The sequence below is a fragment of the Streptomyces sp. CA-251387 genome (genome assembly GCF_050936625.1).
Taxonomy (GTDB): domain Bacteria; phylum Actinomycetota; class Actinomycetes; order Streptomycetales; family Streptomycetaceae; genus Streptomyces.
In genome coordinates this window covers 5,824,190-5,838,294 of record NZ_JBNJMJ010000001.1, presented here as the reverse complement: position 1 = coordinate 5,838,294, position 14,105 = coordinate 5,824,190, and the positions used below count along the sequence as shown (strand labels likewise).

Genomic DNA, 14,105 nt, shown 5'->3' with positions numbered 1-14,105 from the left:
CCGGGTGGGGAGGCGCGCCACGTCGTTTCGCGCCCGGGAGTCGGTCAGTCCAGGGCGAGGATCCCGCGCAGCAGGCCGGTCACGGTCCGGGCGACGTCGCCTTCGGGGCCTGAGGGGGAACGCCAGGCGACGAAGCCGTCGGGGCGGACCAGGACCGCGCCGCCGTCGGAGATCCCGTAGCGCTCCTTGAAGGTGCCCTCGGTGTCGGCGTAGTCGCCGCCCTCGCCGATGCCGCGGACGCTCAGTACCAGGCCGAGATCGCGGCCGGCCGCGGCGGCCGCGGCCCATGGCGCGGCGGGGCCGGCGGTCAGCAGGGTAAAGCCGACCGGGAAGAGGTCCACGGTGGAGAACGGGCCGTGGTCACCGGTGACGACGACGTGCGGGGCGCGTGAGCCGGGCCGGCCGCTGGGCTTGTCCGGGTTCTCGGTGACGGTCCACAGCTGCGGGTCCTCACCGGCGAACGCGCCCGCCGGATAGGCGTATCCGAAGGTCATCGTGGTCTCGTCGACCAGGTCCTTGGCGACGTCCTGGAACTGCTTGCCCTCGCGGACGGCGAAGCGCAGCATCGCCTGACGCACCGTCTCCTCGGCAACCGGGCGGCGCTCGGAGTCGTACGTGGCCAGCAGGCCCTGCCCGGCCTTGCCGCTCAGCACCAGGGCGAGCTTCCAGGCCAGGTTGTAGGCGTCCTGGATGCCGGTGCTGGCGCCGAAGGCACCGGTGGGCGGCATGACGTGCGCGGCGTCGCCGGCGACGAGGAAGCGGCCGGAGACGAAGGTGTCGGCGACCCGCGCCGAGATGTCCCAGGCCGGCATGTTCACCGACTCGATCGTCAGCGGCAGGTCGGGGACGCCGACGGCGGCGCGGACCAGTTCGACGCAGCGCTCGGGGGTGAAGTCCTCGGCGCTCTGCCCCTTCTCCGGGAAGAAGGAGACGTTGATGACCCACTTGCGGTCGTTGTCGATCGGGATGATCGTGCCGCGCACGTCGGGGTTGTTGACATAGGCGGCGATGATCTTGCGGCCGCGCAGCGGCTCGGTCAGGTCGGCGTCGAAGAAGAAGCTGACCAGGTTAGTGATGGTGCCGCGGCCGTGGGCGCCGATGCCCAGCAGCTCGCGGAGCGGGCTGCGGCTGCCGTCGGCCCCGACGACGTACTCGGCGCGCAGCCGGGAGGTCTCGCCGGTGCCGACGTCGGTGAGGGTGGCGGTCACTCCGTCGGCGTCCTGCGTGACGGCGTCGAGGCGGGTGTGGAAGCGCAGGTCGACGCCGACCTCCTCGGCCCGCTTGCGCAGAATGGGCTCGAGCTGGTTCTGGTCGATCAGGGTCCATTGCGCGGGGCTGATCCGGCTGATGTCCTCGATGGAGGCGTTGGGCATGCGGACCCGCTCGTTGCCGGCGAGGGTCTCCACGTGCACGAGGTCGGTGTTGCCGGAGATCGGCGAACGTCCGGCCCGGACGCGCTCCTCCATGCCGACGGCACGGTAGAGCTCCATCGTGCGCGGGTTGATGGCGCGGGCCTTGGGGTGGGTGGAGGTGCCGGGGTGGCGCTCCACCAGCGTCGCCTTCACCCCGTGGTGGGCGAGGAACACGGCGGCGGACAGGCCCGTGAGGCCGCCGCCGACGATGAGAACGGGCACCTTCTCCTGGCTCATGGTGACTCCTTGGGTGGTCGGGGCGGGCGGCTCCGTGTGGCCGGTCATCGGGTCGCGGTCACCAGCGTGTGCGTGCCGAGCAGCGGCTCCGCGGTGATGCCGGTGAATCCGGCCCGGCTCAGCCAGGTGCTGACGTCGCCGGTGCGGTATTCGGAGCCGTCGGGGCTGACCAGGCGCATGTGGAGGCTGGACAGCAGGCGCTCGGCGTTGCGGCGTTCGTCGTCGATCATCCGGTCGTAGACGAGGATCCGCCCGCCGGGATTGACGGACGCGTGGACGCGGCGCAGCAGCTCCTGGCGCCGGTCGGTGTCGAAGCCGTGCAGGATGTGGCCGAGCACGATGACGTCGGCCTTCGGGATGTCGTCCGTGAAGAAGTCGCCGCCGGTGAACTCGATGCGGCCGCCGAGGCCGAGACGGGCGGTGTGCTCGGTGAACAGCGGGCGGGTGCGCTCGAGGTCGAACACCCCGGCCGTCAGGTGCGGGTGCTCCTTGACCAGGACCGACGCGAGGTTGCCGCGCGCGCCGCCGAGGTCCACGAAGGAGGAGTGGCGGCTCCAGTCGATCCGGCCGGCGATCTCGATGCCCATCCGGTCGCTGTAGGCGTCGAGACCGGCGAAGAAGCGCTTCATCTTCTCCGGGTCCTTGTGCCGGTCGCCCACGAAGCCGCCCTTGTCGGGGTCGAGGTGCTGCGGGGCGCCGGTGGTCAGTGCCTCGGTGAGCCGGCCCCACGTGCTGTACAGGGTCTCGTTGGTCAGTTCGACGAACCCGCCGAGGTAGGTGGGGGTGCCGGGCACGAGGTACGCCTGGGCCAGCGGCGCGTTGCCGTACTGGTCCCCGCTGCGCTCGAGCAGGCCGAGGCCCGCGAGCGCGTCGAGGAAGTCGGGGGCCATGCGCGGGTGCAGGCCGGTCGCGGCAACGATGTGGTCCGCCCCCGCCGGCCCTTCGGCGAGTGCGCCGAACACCCCGAGCGTCACCGCGCTGTGCAGCACCTTGGCCGCGCAGTCCGCGATGGTCAGCTTGATCAGCGGACCGGGGTCGACCGCCGCTGCCGTCGTACGGTCATCGGTCGTTGTCACGCGAGCCTCCTAGCAAGCCATGGGGACCGCCACGGTCCCGACCCGACAATGGCCCGTGCGCATGGAGTCCCACTCGAACCGGCCTGAAGCGGGCCTGGCCCCCGGGCGCAGGAAGGGCTGCCCTCCCACCGGAAGACGCGGGGTGGGAGGGCAGCCCTTCGGCCTTGGATCACACGCGGGGGATTCGTGCGATCAGGCCGCTCGGGAGGGCTTGCCGGCCGCGCCCGAGAGGGCGGAGCCGGCCAGGAACAGGGTCAGCGCGGACAGGAGGGTGGCCTTGTGGCCGAAGAGGTCGCCGAGCTTGCCGTAGATCGGCGTGGTCACGCTGGCGGCGATGACGTAGGCGATGGTCACCCACGCGAAGAGCCCCATGCCGTGGAGGTCGCCCGCGATGCGGGGCAGGGCGGTGATGACGATCTGTGTGTCGAGGACGGCCAGGAACGCACAGAGCATGCACGCGATCAGGACCGGTGTGGTCCGGGTGCCGGAGGGACTACGTCCCCCGGCCCCCTGGGCAGGGGAAGCGGACAAGGCGGGACCGCCTTTCAGGGTCGGTGGGGATCCCCCCTTGCACCGGCCGCCTGGAGTGGCGGGCGGTGTCATCTTCGCTACCGGGCCCGAAAGGGGCTTAGGGGATGGTGACTTCTTGTCTGTGAGACGGGCTGCGTGAAAGGTGTGGCCGGACCCGGCCGTGGAAGTGGCCGGGCCGCGGAGGACGGGAATGCCGAACCGGGCTGTGACTGCCCGGAGACTTCAGCATCACGTCCCGCAATACATGCATGTTACCACGCAATTAGATGCACGACCACATGGACATGCATCCCTTTCTCGCCCGCTACTTGAAGACGGTCCGGGTGGGGTCCCCTGTCCCGGCCCAGGCGGCCAGGGCCGAACGCAGACCCTCGGCGACCTCGGCGGGCGAGGCGTCCTTGTCGGCGGCCCAGGCGACATAGCCGTCGGGGCGGACGAGCACACCGGCGAGCTCCGGCTCCTCGGCGCACTCGGCGACGACGTGCCGCACTCGGCCGGCCCAGCCCAGCGTCGCGCCCCACTCCCCGTACACCTCGGAGATCTCGGGGCGGCCGCCCAGGTCCAGCAGGGCGAAGGTGCCGCGGTGCAGGAGCTTCGGGAGGGTGACGGTGCCGTCCGCGGTCTCCAGCGTCAGGTCGCGGGCGAAGTCGCCGAGCAGCCGGTGCTCGGGCCCCGGCAGTTCGTAGCGGACCGCGACGCCGCTGAGCATCTCGGCGACGTGGCGGTTGACCTGATCCTTCGTCATCAGCTCCTGGAAGAGCTCACGCAGCTGGGTGACGTACGGGTCGGGGTTCATCAGGGCGATCTGCGCACGGGTGTTGGCCAGCACGTTGCGGGCCGGCGCCTGGCGCTCCTTGTCGTACGTGTCTAGCAGACCCTCCGGGGCCCAGCCGTTGATCTCCGCGGCCAGCTTCCAGCCGAGGTTGAGGGCGTCCTGCAGACCGAGGTTGACGCCCTGGCCGCCGACGGGGAAGTGCGTGTGCGCGGCGTCACCGGCCACGAAGATGCGCCCCTCGCGGTAGCGCTCGGCCTGGCAGGCGGAGTCGGTGAACCACGACAGCCAGCGCGGCTCGCTCGCGCCGAGGTCGTCGCCCCAGATCTCCCGCAGGCTGTCGGTGAACTCCTCCATCGTCAGCTCGGTGCCCGCCTCCTTGCCCTGCTGGAAGTCGAAGGTGGCGACGCGGTGGTACTTCTCGTCGAGCGGGACGCAGAAGAGCAGGCCGCGCTCGGTGCGCTCCATGCCCATCGGCGCCTTCTCGCGGTCGGCGAGGACGACGTCGGCCAGGCGCGCGGTGACGCGGCCGCCGGTGCCGGGGAAGCCGATGCCCGCGGACCTGCGGACCAGGCTGCGGCCGCCGTCGGTGCCGACGACATAGCGGCCGCGCAGCGTGTAGGGGCCCTCGGGGCCGGTGACGTCGACCTCGGCACCGTCCGCGTCCTGCCGGACGGCGGTCACCTCGTGGCCGCGGCGGACCGGGACACCGAGTTCCTCCGCGCGCTCCTCGAGCAGGCGCTCGGTGCGGGTCTGCTCGGACAGCAGCGCGTAGTTGTGGGCGCTGTCGAGCAGGGAGAAGTCCACCCAGACGTCGAGCCCCGCGAAGTGGCCGTTGCTCCACGAGCGGGCGCCGTCACGGAAACGCTCGACCAGGCCGCGGCGGTCGAGCGACTCCAGCGAACGGGCGTGCAGACCGAATGCCTTGGAGTGGGGTGTCCGCTCGGTGAGGCGCTCCAGGACGACGGGCTTGGCGCGGGAGATGCGGAGTTCGGAGGCGAGCAGCATGCCCACCGGGCCTCCGCCGACGATGAGGACGTCGAAATCGAAGTCCTTGGTGTTCGGCATTGCGGTCCTTCCAGGGGAGAAGAGTGGATTGAGGAGTAGCTATATGCGTGTAGTCATGCAACACATTGTGAGCATGCACATTCCGAACGCCTGACATCCCCGCGCCTAGGATGTGTGCCATGGAACCTTCGAGCACCAGGCCGAAGAGCGTGCGGCGCTCGGGCGCGCACGGCCCGCTCGCCGAGGACGCTCTGCTGGACGCGGTGGGCCCGGCGTTCTCGCGGCTGCGCCGCGCCGCCGCGCTGAACGTGGAGAAACCGGTGTCCCGCAAGGACATGAGCCGGACCCTGGTGCTCAACATCGTGGAGGAGGGGCCGGAGCACAACGGCCAGGAGATCACCGTCGGAGTCGTCGCGGAACGGCTGGCCGTGGACCCTTCCGTGGCCAGCCGCATGGTCACCGACTGCATCTCCGCCGGCTACCTGGTCCGTGCCGCGTCCCAGCAGGACGGACGGCGCACGATCCTGGAGATGACCGACGAGGGACTGGAGATGCTGGCGGCCTTCCGGCGCCACCAGCGGGCGGCCTTCGAGTTCATCACCCGGGACTGGCCCGAGGACGAGCGCCTGCAGTTCGCCCGGCTGCTGATCAAGTACGTCGGCTCGGTGGCCGAGGCACGCGACGCGTCGGTCGGCGGATGACCGCCCGCCCTTCATCGCTCAGCGCGCGAGAATCCGGCGCAGCGCCGCGATGAGCTCCGCGCCCTGGTCGCCGGCCGGCACACCGCCCGGGGAGCGCCAGGCGACGATCCCGTCGGGGCGTACCAGGACGGCTCCGTCCGCGCGGACACCGTAGGCGGCGTTCCAGCGGCCCTCCGGGTCGGCCAGTGCCCCGCCGTCCTGGACGGTCGCGGCGATGCGGTGGAAGGTGAGGCGCGCGCCGGTCCCGGCGGCTGCCGCCTCGGCCGCCTCGGCCCAGGAACCGCCGTCCTGACCGGCCATCAGCACGAATCCGGTGCCGAACAGATCGAGTGTGGCCAGCGGGGCACCGTCCCGCTCCAGCAGCACGTACGGGGCGCGGGTTCCGGGCTCGCCGCGCAGCGTGCGCGGGTCGGAGGTCAACGGCAGCTGCGTGGCCCCCGTCTCGGGGACGAACGCGCCGGAGCGGTAGGCCTGGCCCATCGTCACGGTCATCGCGTCGTCGGTGGCGGCCTGCTGCTCCTCGGTCGCGGTGCCCGAGCGCATGGCCAGCTGCAGCGAGCCCTGCTGCGCGGTGTACAGGCCGACCGGCCGGCGCTCTTCCTGATAGGTGGTCAGCAGCCCCGGGCCTGCGGTTCCCTCGAGGACCAGGGCCAGCTTCCAGGCCAGGTTGAAGGCGTCGGCGATGCCGGTGTTGGCCCCGTACCCGCCGGTGGGCGGGATCTGGTGGGCGGCGTCGCCCGCGATCAGCACCCGCCCCTGGACGAAGGTCTCGGCCACCAGCTCGGCCATGTCCCAGGGGAAGCGGGAGCGGACGGTGACCGCGACCTCGTCCGAGCCGATCGCCGCGGAGACCAGTTCGGCGCAGCGGGCGTCGGTGAAGTCGTCCAGGCTCTCGCCCTTGCCGGGGTCGTAGCCGACGATCAGCGTGCCCTCGGTGAGGGTGTCGTCGTGCACCAGGATGCCGGTGACCGTGTCGTTCTTGACGTGTACGACGCTGTAGCGGCGGTCGCCGAGCACCGCGCCGAAGTCGGCGCCGAAGGCGATGCTGACGTGCCGGGAGAGCACACCCCGGCCCTCACGGGCGATGCCGAGGGCCTCACGCACCGTGCTGCGCGGCCCGTCCGCGGCCACCAGATAGTCGGCGCGCAGGGTGCTCTCGACCCCCTCCGCGTTCCTGACGACGGCGGTGACCCCGTCGTCGTCCTGCGTGAACGAGACCAGCTCGGTGCTGAACCGCAGGTCGGCGCCGAGCTTCTCGGCCCGGGCACGCAGGATCGGCTCCAGCCGGTCCTGGGGCAGCAGCAGCAGCTTGGACGGGGTCAGGTCGGAGAGCTCGTCCCCGCCCTCCAGCTCCTCCTTGCTGAAGAGGACCTCGCCGGCCAGCGACACCACGCCGGCGCGTGTCTTGTGCTTCTCGAAGCCGGACGCCGCCTCCTTGGCGGCCTCCTCGACCCCGACCGTGCGCAGGAGTTCGGCGGTGCGCGGGTAGTAGCCGACCGCGCGGGGATGGATGGAGGTGCTCGGGTGCCGCTCGACGACGGTGCAGGGCACCTTGTGATGTGCGAGGAACACCGCGGTGGACAGGCCGACGAGACTGCCGCCGACGATCAGTACACGTGTGTCGCTGGTACTCACAAAGAACCCCTCTCGCGGATGCCGGTCTGTGCGGATCGTGGCAGCGGCCGGTGGACCTGAACTCGAACGCGGCTCGGGTGGTCAGGCCTTGAGGGAATACGTGGACCAGGAACTGTCCGCCTGGAATCCGAGGCGAGCGTTGAGGGCGACGACCGCGTCGTTGTGCACGTCGTTCCAGGCCTGCACCAGCATCAGGCCCTCGTTCTCGCGGGCGGCCCGGGCCAGCAGGTCCGCCTTGAGCCAGGTGCCGAGGCCGCGGCGCCGCCGATCGGCGAGCACGAGGGTCTCGCCCGCGTCCGCCATCGGGCTGTCGCGGACGAAGAGCGTGCCGTACCCGGCGACTTCGCCGGAGTCGTCGGCGACGGCGGCGGTCACGTACTGGCGGTGTCCGGCCCGCCCGGCCTCGGCCTCGCGAGCTCGCACGTCGTCGGCGGTGGGGGTGCGCACCTGCGCCTGGCCGTTGACCGGTGCGTCGAGGGTGCTCCATGCGCGGGCGTAGGAGTCGACGAGTTCGTCGGGGCAGCGGTCGGTCCACCGCACCAAGTGGTGACCGGGCAGGGCGCGGGCGGCGAGCTCGTCGAGTGAGGTGCGGGCCGGGCCGCGCAGGAAGAGGCGGTTGCGCAGGTTCGTGCCGCGCAGCTCCGCGCCGCACACGGAGGCGAAGGCCGCGGCGGCGGGGGTGTCGGGTGCGTCGACCATGAGGTGGCTACGACCGCGGGCGCGCAGTTCGGCTCGGGCGGCGTCCACCAGGGCGGTGCCGGCACCGCGGCGGCGGAAGGAGGGGAAGACCCATAGCGAGCCGTGGCCGGGGCCGGCCGGGTCGCCGAGGTCGAGGCCGAGCTTGGTGCAGCCGGCGGGCAGGTCGCCGTCGAAGGCGGCCAGGACCATCCGGTCGGCGCCGTGCCGGCGCTGCAGGAGACGGGCCAGCAGGGCCTCCGAAACCGGCGGATCGCCGGGAAGTTCGAGGCTCATCGTCTCCTGGAAGCCCGGGAGGAGAAGGGAGATCGTGGCCGGGTCGTCGCCGTCGAGGCTGCGGATTTCCATGGAGGCATGGTGTGCCACGGCGGTCGTACGACCATGGAGCGGGACTCGAGCCCGGGGATCCGCACATCCCCGGGCCCGAACCACCGCGGCAGGGCGGCGCCGGCGCTCATCGGCGGCACGGACGCGCCCTGGAGGCGGGCCGGTCCAGGACCGGCACCTGGTCGGAGGTGAACGTCGGGCGTGGTGCGCAGACGCACCCGACGCGGGTGGCCGACGAGTTTGCCGGGCCGGGCGCAGTGCGGCGGTCTCCGTGCACCGCGGCCGCAGTGCTCCGAGTCCGGAGCGCCGGCCGTGACGTCCCGCAGCCGTGGTCAGCCGACCGGCGCCGCGCCGCCGATGCTCTGGCCGTGTCGGAAGAAGCCGTCGGGGTCGTAGGCCCGCTTGACGGCGCGCAGCCGGGGGGCGTTCTCCGCGTAGTGGTCGCTCTCCCACTCCGCCGGCACCCGGGAGCTGGGGAAGTTGATGTACGAGCCGATGGCCGACGGGGCGAGGGCGGCGCCGCACCGGTCGGCCCACTCGTCGAGTTCCGCCGGGCCCTGGAGCGCCGCGTCCTCGTCGCGGGTCGCGATCTGGAAACCGGTCAGGAACTGCGCGTCGCGGTGCACGTACGCGGTCTCGGTGCGACCGACGCGGTTGGCGGCGCCGCCGAGCGCGATGCACAGCAGATAGCGCTCGTTGTCCAGGTCCGGGTTCCAGGCCTGCAGCAGGGCGTCGGCCTCGGCACGGGTGACGGGCCGGCCGGTGAGCCGGTAGGCCTGCCGGGTGTAGGGGTGGCGGTGGCCGACCGCGTCGGGGTGGGTGCCGGTGCGGTGGCACTGCTGGACGGTCTTGGAGCCGCACAGAGCCTCGTGCATGACGTCGGCGTAGAGACCGGGAGTGCCGGCCTCGCGGTGCAGGGGCTTGGTGCCGGTGCGCTCGGTGAGTTCGTCGAGGGCGCGTTCGAGTGCCTCGGGTGTGCCGTGGTACACGCCCCAGATCTTGACGACCGGCTTGCCGCCGGGGCCGAAGATGCCGGGCAGCACGACGAGGGAAGTACCGAGGTCGTCGGATCCCTCGGCCGCCCACGCCTGCCAGGCGGTCAGTACGTCGCCGGCGTCCTCGTGCGACCACAGGGTCTCGAAGCCGGTCAGCCGCGGGGCGTCGACGGGGCGCAGTTCGAACTCGGTGACGATGCCGAAGTTCCCGCCACCGCCACCGCGCAGCGCCCAGTACAGGTCGGGGTGCTCGTCCGCGGACGCACGCACGGTCCGGCCGTCGGCGAGGACGACGCGGGCGGAGGCGATCCGGTCGCTGCCGACCCCGAACTTGCGGGTCTGCCAGCCCAGTCCGCCGCCGGTCAGGAAGCCGCCCTGGCTGACGGTGGGGAAGGTACCGGTGACGATCTGGCGGCCCAGCGGCTTGAGGATGTCGAGCGCGTCCAGCGACTGGATGCCGGCGCCGATGCGGACGGTGGGGCCGTCGGCGACGGCGTGGTTCATCCGGGACAGGTCGATGACCAGGCCCGTACCGGTCGACCAGCCGTTGAAGCTGTGCCCGGCGCCGCGGACGTGCGCGGCGATGCCGTTCTCCCGGGCGTGGCGCACACAGGCGAGGACGTCGTCGACGGACTCGCAGTAGGCGATGCCGAACGGTGTGACCGTGTCGTATTCGGTGTTCTGCAACTGCTTGGCGAGTGGGTACCCCGGATCGGACGGGAGAACGAGCTCACCCTTGAGTTCATCGCGCAACATGGGTTCTTCCTCCGTGGCTTGCCGGTCCGGGGTGCCCTGTCCCGGCTACTTGTCGATGCCGAACTTGCGGGCGGTGACCTTGGAACCCTCATGGCCGCGCAGCAGCTCACCGGTGGGCGAGTAGAAGTTGGCGCCGCCGGTGCCCTCCCAGCGGTCGTCGGAGACGAACTCGCCGTTCACGAAGACGTGGGCCTCGCCGACGTGCTCGCCCTCCGGGCTGACGGCGATGATGTGGAAGTTGTAGTCGAAGGAGTCCTTGCCGGTGGACTCCCAGTTGCCCAGGCCGATGTTCTTGGTGTTGGCCTGATAGCAGGTGACGCCGCCGTCACCCGTGAAGGAAGCCAGCCCGACCACGGACTTGCCGTCGTCCTCCAGCACCGTGGTCCAGGTTCCGACCAGCCTCGGGTCCGTCATGGCGATTCTCCTGACATGGGTCTCGGATTGCGTCGTGTGCCGTCGATACGGTGCCGCCCGGTGCTGGAGCGATGCTCGAACGGCCGTGCAGCACAGGTGGGGAGCGGGGCTCACCTTCCGCGCCACGTCCCGGCGGACCGGTGCGGGTTGTGGTGTGCCCGGTGCCAGCCGGAGGCCTCGGTCCCGCGGTCCGTCGCCGCCTGCTGTGCCGCGGCGGCGCGCTGCGTCAGCAGGGCCGTCAGGACCACGGTGAGGGCAGCGGTCTCCTCCGCCGAGGGATGGCCGCCGATGATCTGCCAGGTGGTCATGGGTCTCGTCCCCTCCCCCGTCACACCGGCGGGTTGCCGTGCTTGCGGGACGGGATGTCCGCGTACTTGGAGCGCAGCATCGTGAGCGCCCCGATCAACGCCGTGCGCGTCTGTGCGGGGTCGATGACGTCGTCCACCAGGCCGCGTTCGGCGGCGTAGTAGGGGTGCATCAGCTCCGACTGGTATTCCTTGATCTTCTGCGCGCGCACGACGTCGGGATCGTCGGCGGCGGCGATCTCCCGGCGGAAGATGACGTTGGCGGCGCCCTCGGCGCCCATGACGGCGATCTCGTTGCTGGGCCAGGCCAGCGACACGTCCGCGCCGATGGACCGCGAGTCCATGACGATGTACGCGCCGCCGTAGGCCTTGCGCAGGATCAGCTGTACCCGCGGGACGGTCGCGTTGCAGTAGGCGTACAGCAGTTTGGCCCCGTGCCGGATGATGCCGCCGTGCTCCTGGTCCACGCCCGGCAGGAAGCCGGGTACGTCCACGAGGGTCACCAGGGGGATGGAGAAGGCGTCGCAGAACTGCACGAAGCGCGCGGCCTTTTCGCTGGCGTGGATGTCGAGGACCCCGGCGAAGGCGGATGGCTGGTTGGCCACGACGCCAGTGACGTGCCCGTCCAGGCGGACGAGGGCACACACCACGTTGGTGGCCCAGCCGGGCTGGATCTCGAAGTACTCCCCGTCGTCGACGATCTCCTCGATGACCGCCCGTATGTCGTACGCCTGGTTGGCGTTGGCCGGGACGATCTCCCGCAGGCTCTCGGTCAGCCGGCCGGCCGGGTCCTGCGACGGTTGCCGGGGCGCCGTCTCACGGTTGTTGGACGGCAGCAGGGACAGCAGGTAGCGCACGTCCTCGAGGCAGGCGGCCTCGTCGTCGTAGGCGAAGGCCGCGACGCCGGAGACGGTGGCGTGCACGTCAGCGCCGCCGAGCCCGTTCTGCGTGATCTCCTCGCCGGTGACGGCCTTGACGACGTCGGGTCCGGTGATGAACATCTGCGAGGTCTCGCGCACCATGAACACGAAGTCCGTCAGGGCCGGCGAGTAGGCGGCGCCGCCCGCGCAGGGGCCGAGCATCACGGAGATCTGCGGGATGACACCCGAGGCCTTCGTGTTGCGCTGGAAGATGCCGCCGTAGCCGGCGAGCGCGGTGACGCCCTCCTGGATACGGGCGCCGGCACCGTCGTTGAGGGAGACAAGGGGGGCTCCGGCCGCCAGCGCCAGGTCCATCACCTTGTGGATCTTCGCCGCGTGGGCCTCGCCGAGGGCACCGCCGAAGATGCGGAAGTCGTGTGCGTAGACGAAGACGGTACGGCCGTGGACGGTGCCCCATCCGGTGATCACACCGTCGGTGTAGGGCCGCTTGTTCTCCAGCCCGAACCCGGTCGCACGGTGCCGGCGCAGAGCCTCGATCTCCTGGAACGAACCCTCGTCCAGCAGGAGGTCGATGCGTTCGCGGGCGGTCAGCTTGCCCTTGGCGTGCTGCCGTGCCGTGGCCTTGTCGTCGGGGCCGCCGGCCGCCAGCGCCTTGATCTCGGCGAGTTCGGTCAGCCGGTCATGTACCGGCCCCTCGGTAGCGATGCTCATGCGTTGTCCTCCGGGTGCGACAGCGAGCGTGCCAGGTGCCGTTCGACCGCACTGAGCGGGACGTCGGGGCGAAGCCGCTCGGGGTGCCCCGGCGGGGGTTTGAGCAGGATCCGCTTGTCGTCCGGGACCCACTCCTGCCCCGATTCATCCGGCACGGGGATGTAGACCCAGATGGCGCCTGCCGCCGCCAGCGACCGGCCGATGGCTCGTAGAAACGCGGTGGTTATCGACCAGGCACCCACAAGTCCCCCGTCACCGAGGACGCACCCGTCAGCAGCGGCATGACCGTCCTCCTCACTTCCCGATACGCGGTGTCGGACTCGCCCACACTCACAGGACGGGCTCAAAGGTGCTTGGAGGTGCGCTCGAGAAGCGGCCGGGTTCCGCCGGCGGTCACCGGGCTCGGACGGGGCAGGCCCAGCCGATCGCGCAGGGTGTGGCCCTCGTACCGGGTGCGCAGCAGTCCGCGCCGCCGCAGCAGCGGAAGCACGTGGTCGACCAGTGCGGCAAGCCCGTCCGGCAGGTGGCTCGGCAGGAAGACGAAGCCGTCGGCACCGCCGTGGACGAACCACTCCTCGAGCTCGTCGGCGACCTCCTGCGCGGAGCCGAGCAGGAAGGCGGGGCCGGGCTCGGTACCGGGTGCCTCGAGACGGGCATCGGGGCCGAGTGAGTCCTGCAGCGCGCTGTAGATGTCCTCGGCCTCGCCCCGGGTGCGCCCGGTGACCAGGAAGACCGTGGGCATGATCCGTACCCGGTCCGGTTCCCGCCCCCGCTCGGCCAGTTGTGCGCGCAGCGCGTGGATCTCGGCCGACGCCCGGGCCATGGTGCGCCGGCCGATGAGGATCACGTCGGCCCACTCGGCGGTGAAGTCCCGTGCGTCCGCCGAGGGCAGCGGGGAGTGCACCAGGACGGGGTGCCCCTGCGGCGGGCGCGCGATGTTGAGCGGTCCCCGCACCTGGAAGTGGTCGCCCCGATGGGCGGGCACGTGCAGCTTGGCCGGGTCGAAGTACCGGCCGGTGAGCTGGTCGTAGAGGAAGGCGTCGTCCTCCCAGCTGTCCCAGAGGCGGGTCGCCACGTGAAGGAACTCGTCGGCCCGGTGGTATCCCATGACCACACCCGGCGGCCGTTCGATGCCGAAGTTCTGGGCCTCGGCGTCCGTGATGGGTACGGTGACGTGCCAGCCGGCCCGGCCGCCGCTGATGAAGTCGAGCGAGGCGAAGGTCCGGGCGACGGAGAACGGCTCGGTGCAGGTGGTCGTGGCGGACGCGACGAGACCGACGTGCCGGGTGTGCACGGCCAGCGCGGACAGCAGGGTCAGCGGCTCCAGATGGGCCACCCCGCCGGGCCGGCCCGGGCCGTGGCCGTCGCCGCGGGAGAGGTCCTCCCCCAGCGCGTCGTCCAGCAGGAGGAAATCGAGCCTGCCTCGCTCGGCGGTCTGCGCGAGCATGCGGTAGTGGTCGAAGCCGAGCGCCCTCTCGGGCCGGACGCCGGGGTACCGCCAGGCGCCGGCGTGGTGCCCGAGCGCCGGAGCGGGCAGCAGCGCCCCCAGCCTCATCGGTGCGCGGTCGGTTTGCACGAGACGCCTCCCAGCGGTCGGCCCGGCTCGGCCGGACATCGTGCTCGGCAGTGGAGCAGAAACCGCTCGAGG

General features: G+C 71.5%; 13 protein-coding genes. 1 reads left to right on the top strand and 12 read right to left on the bottom strand.

Annotation, left to right across the window (positions count from 1 at the left end; genetic code table 11):
• Positions 1 to 44 precede the first annotated feature (44 nt).
• The 4 genes from ACQEV2_RS26235 to ACQEV2_RS26220 form a co-directional block, all read right to left on the bottom strand.
• Complete coding sequence (locus ACQEV2_RS26235) at positions 45 to 1,649, bottom strand: FAD-dependent oxidoreductase (protein ID WP_433046222.1); 1,605 nt, start codon at positions 1,647 to 1,649, stop codon at positions 45 to 47.
• Positions 1,650 to 1,693: 44 nt separating this feature from the next.
• On the bottom strand, positions 1,694 to 2,725 hold the full coding sequence (locus ACQEV2_RS26230) for a methyltransferase (protein ID WP_433046219.1): 1,032 nt from the start codon (positions 2,723 to 2,725) through the stop codon (positions 1,694 to 1,696).
• Positions 2,726 to 2,917: 192 nt separating this feature from the next.
• Entirely contained in the window at positions 2,918 to 3,178 is a 261-nt protein-coding gene (locus ACQEV2_RS26225) for an MFS transporter (protein WP_433046216.1), read from the bottom strand.
• A 382-nt stretch (positions 3,179 to 3,560) separates the two neighbouring features.
• Positions 3,561 to 5,096, bottom strand: coding sequence for an FAD-dependent monooxygenase (locus tag ACQEV2_RS26220; RefSeq protein WP_433046213.1), 1,536 nt, complete (start codon positions 5,094 to 5,096; stop codon positions 3,561 to 3,563).
• A gap of 119 nt (positions 5,097 to 5,215) precedes the next feature.
• Here ACQEV2_RS26220 and ACQEV2_RS26215 point away from each other — a divergent pair, with 119 nt between their 5' ends.
• A complete protein-coding gene (locus ACQEV2_RS26215) occupies positions 5,216 to 5,737 on the top strand; it encodes a MarR family winged helix-turn-helix transcriptional regulator (RefSeq protein ID WP_433046210.1) in 522 nt (173 codons plus the stop codon).
• Positions 5,738 to 5,755: 18 nt separating this feature from the next.
• Here ACQEV2_RS26215 and ACQEV2_RS26210 read toward each other — a convergent pair whose 3' ends face one another.
• The 8 genes from ACQEV2_RS26210 to ACQEV2_RS26175 all read right to left on the bottom strand — a co-directional run bounded on the left by ACQEV2_RS26210 (position 5,756) and on the right by ACQEV2_RS26175 (position 14,033).
• The gene (locus ACQEV2_RS26210; RefSeq protein ID WP_433046207.1) at positions 5,756 to 7,372 is read right to left on the bottom strand and encodes an FAD-dependent oxidoreductase; all 1,617 of its coding nucleotides are present in this window, start codon (positions 7,370 to 7,372) and stop codon (positions 5,756 to 5,758) included.
• 81 nt (positions 7,373 to 7,453) lie between these two features.
• On the bottom strand, positions 7,454 to 8,416 hold the full coding sequence (locus ACQEV2_RS26205; protein ID WP_433046204.1) for an N-acetyltransferase family protein: 963 nt from the start codon (positions 8,414 to 8,416) through the stop codon (positions 7,454 to 7,456).
• A gap of 311 nt (positions 8,417 to 8,727) precedes the next feature.
• Positions 8,728 to 10,146 (bottom strand): FAD-binding oxidoreductase, encoded by a 1,419-nt coding sequence (locus ACQEV2_RS26200; RefSeq protein ID WP_433046201.1) that lies wholly within the window; start codon positions 10,144 to 10,146, stop codon positions 8,728 to 8,730.
• 45 nt (positions 10,147 to 10,191) lie between these two features.
• Positions 10,192 to 10,560, bottom strand: a complete 369-nt coding sequence (locus ACQEV2_RS26195; RefSeq protein ID WP_433046198.1) for a hypothetical protein — start codon at positions 10,558 to 10,560, stop codon at positions 10,192 to 10,194.
• Positions 10,561 to 10,670: 110 nt separating this feature from the next.
• On the bottom strand, positions 10,671 to 10,868 hold the full coding sequence (locus tag ACQEV2_RS26190) for an acyl-CoA carboxylase epsilon subunit (protein WP_433046195.1): 198 nt from the start codon (positions 10,866 to 10,868) through the stop codon (positions 10,671 to 10,673).
• Between the two features lie 20 nt (positions 10,869 to 10,888).
• Positions 10,889 to 12,457 (bottom strand): acyl-CoA carboxylase subunit beta, encoded by a 1,569-nt coding sequence (locus ACQEV2_RS26185; RefSeq protein WP_433046192.1) that lies wholly within the window; start codon positions 12,455 to 12,457, stop codon positions 10,889 to 10,891.
• Positions 12,454 to 12,699, bottom strand: a complete 246-nt coding sequence (locus tag ACQEV2_RS26180; RefSeq protein WP_433046188.1) for a DUF6059 family protein — start codon at positions 12,697 to 12,699, stop codon at positions 12,454 to 12,456. Before ACQEV2_RS26180 ends, ACQEV2_RS26185 begins: the two co-directional genes overlap by 4 nt.
• Positions 12,700 to 12,800: 101 nt before the next feature.
• Positions 12,801 to 14,033 carry an NtaA/DmoA family FMN-dependent monooxygenase gene (locus ACQEV2_RS26175; protein WP_433046185.1) on the bottom strand — a complete coding sequence of 411 codons (1,233 nt, stop codon included), beginning with the start codon at positions 14,031 to 14,033 and terminating at the stop codon, positions 12,801 to 12,803.
• Positions 14,034 to 14,105: the final 72 nt, after the last annotated feature.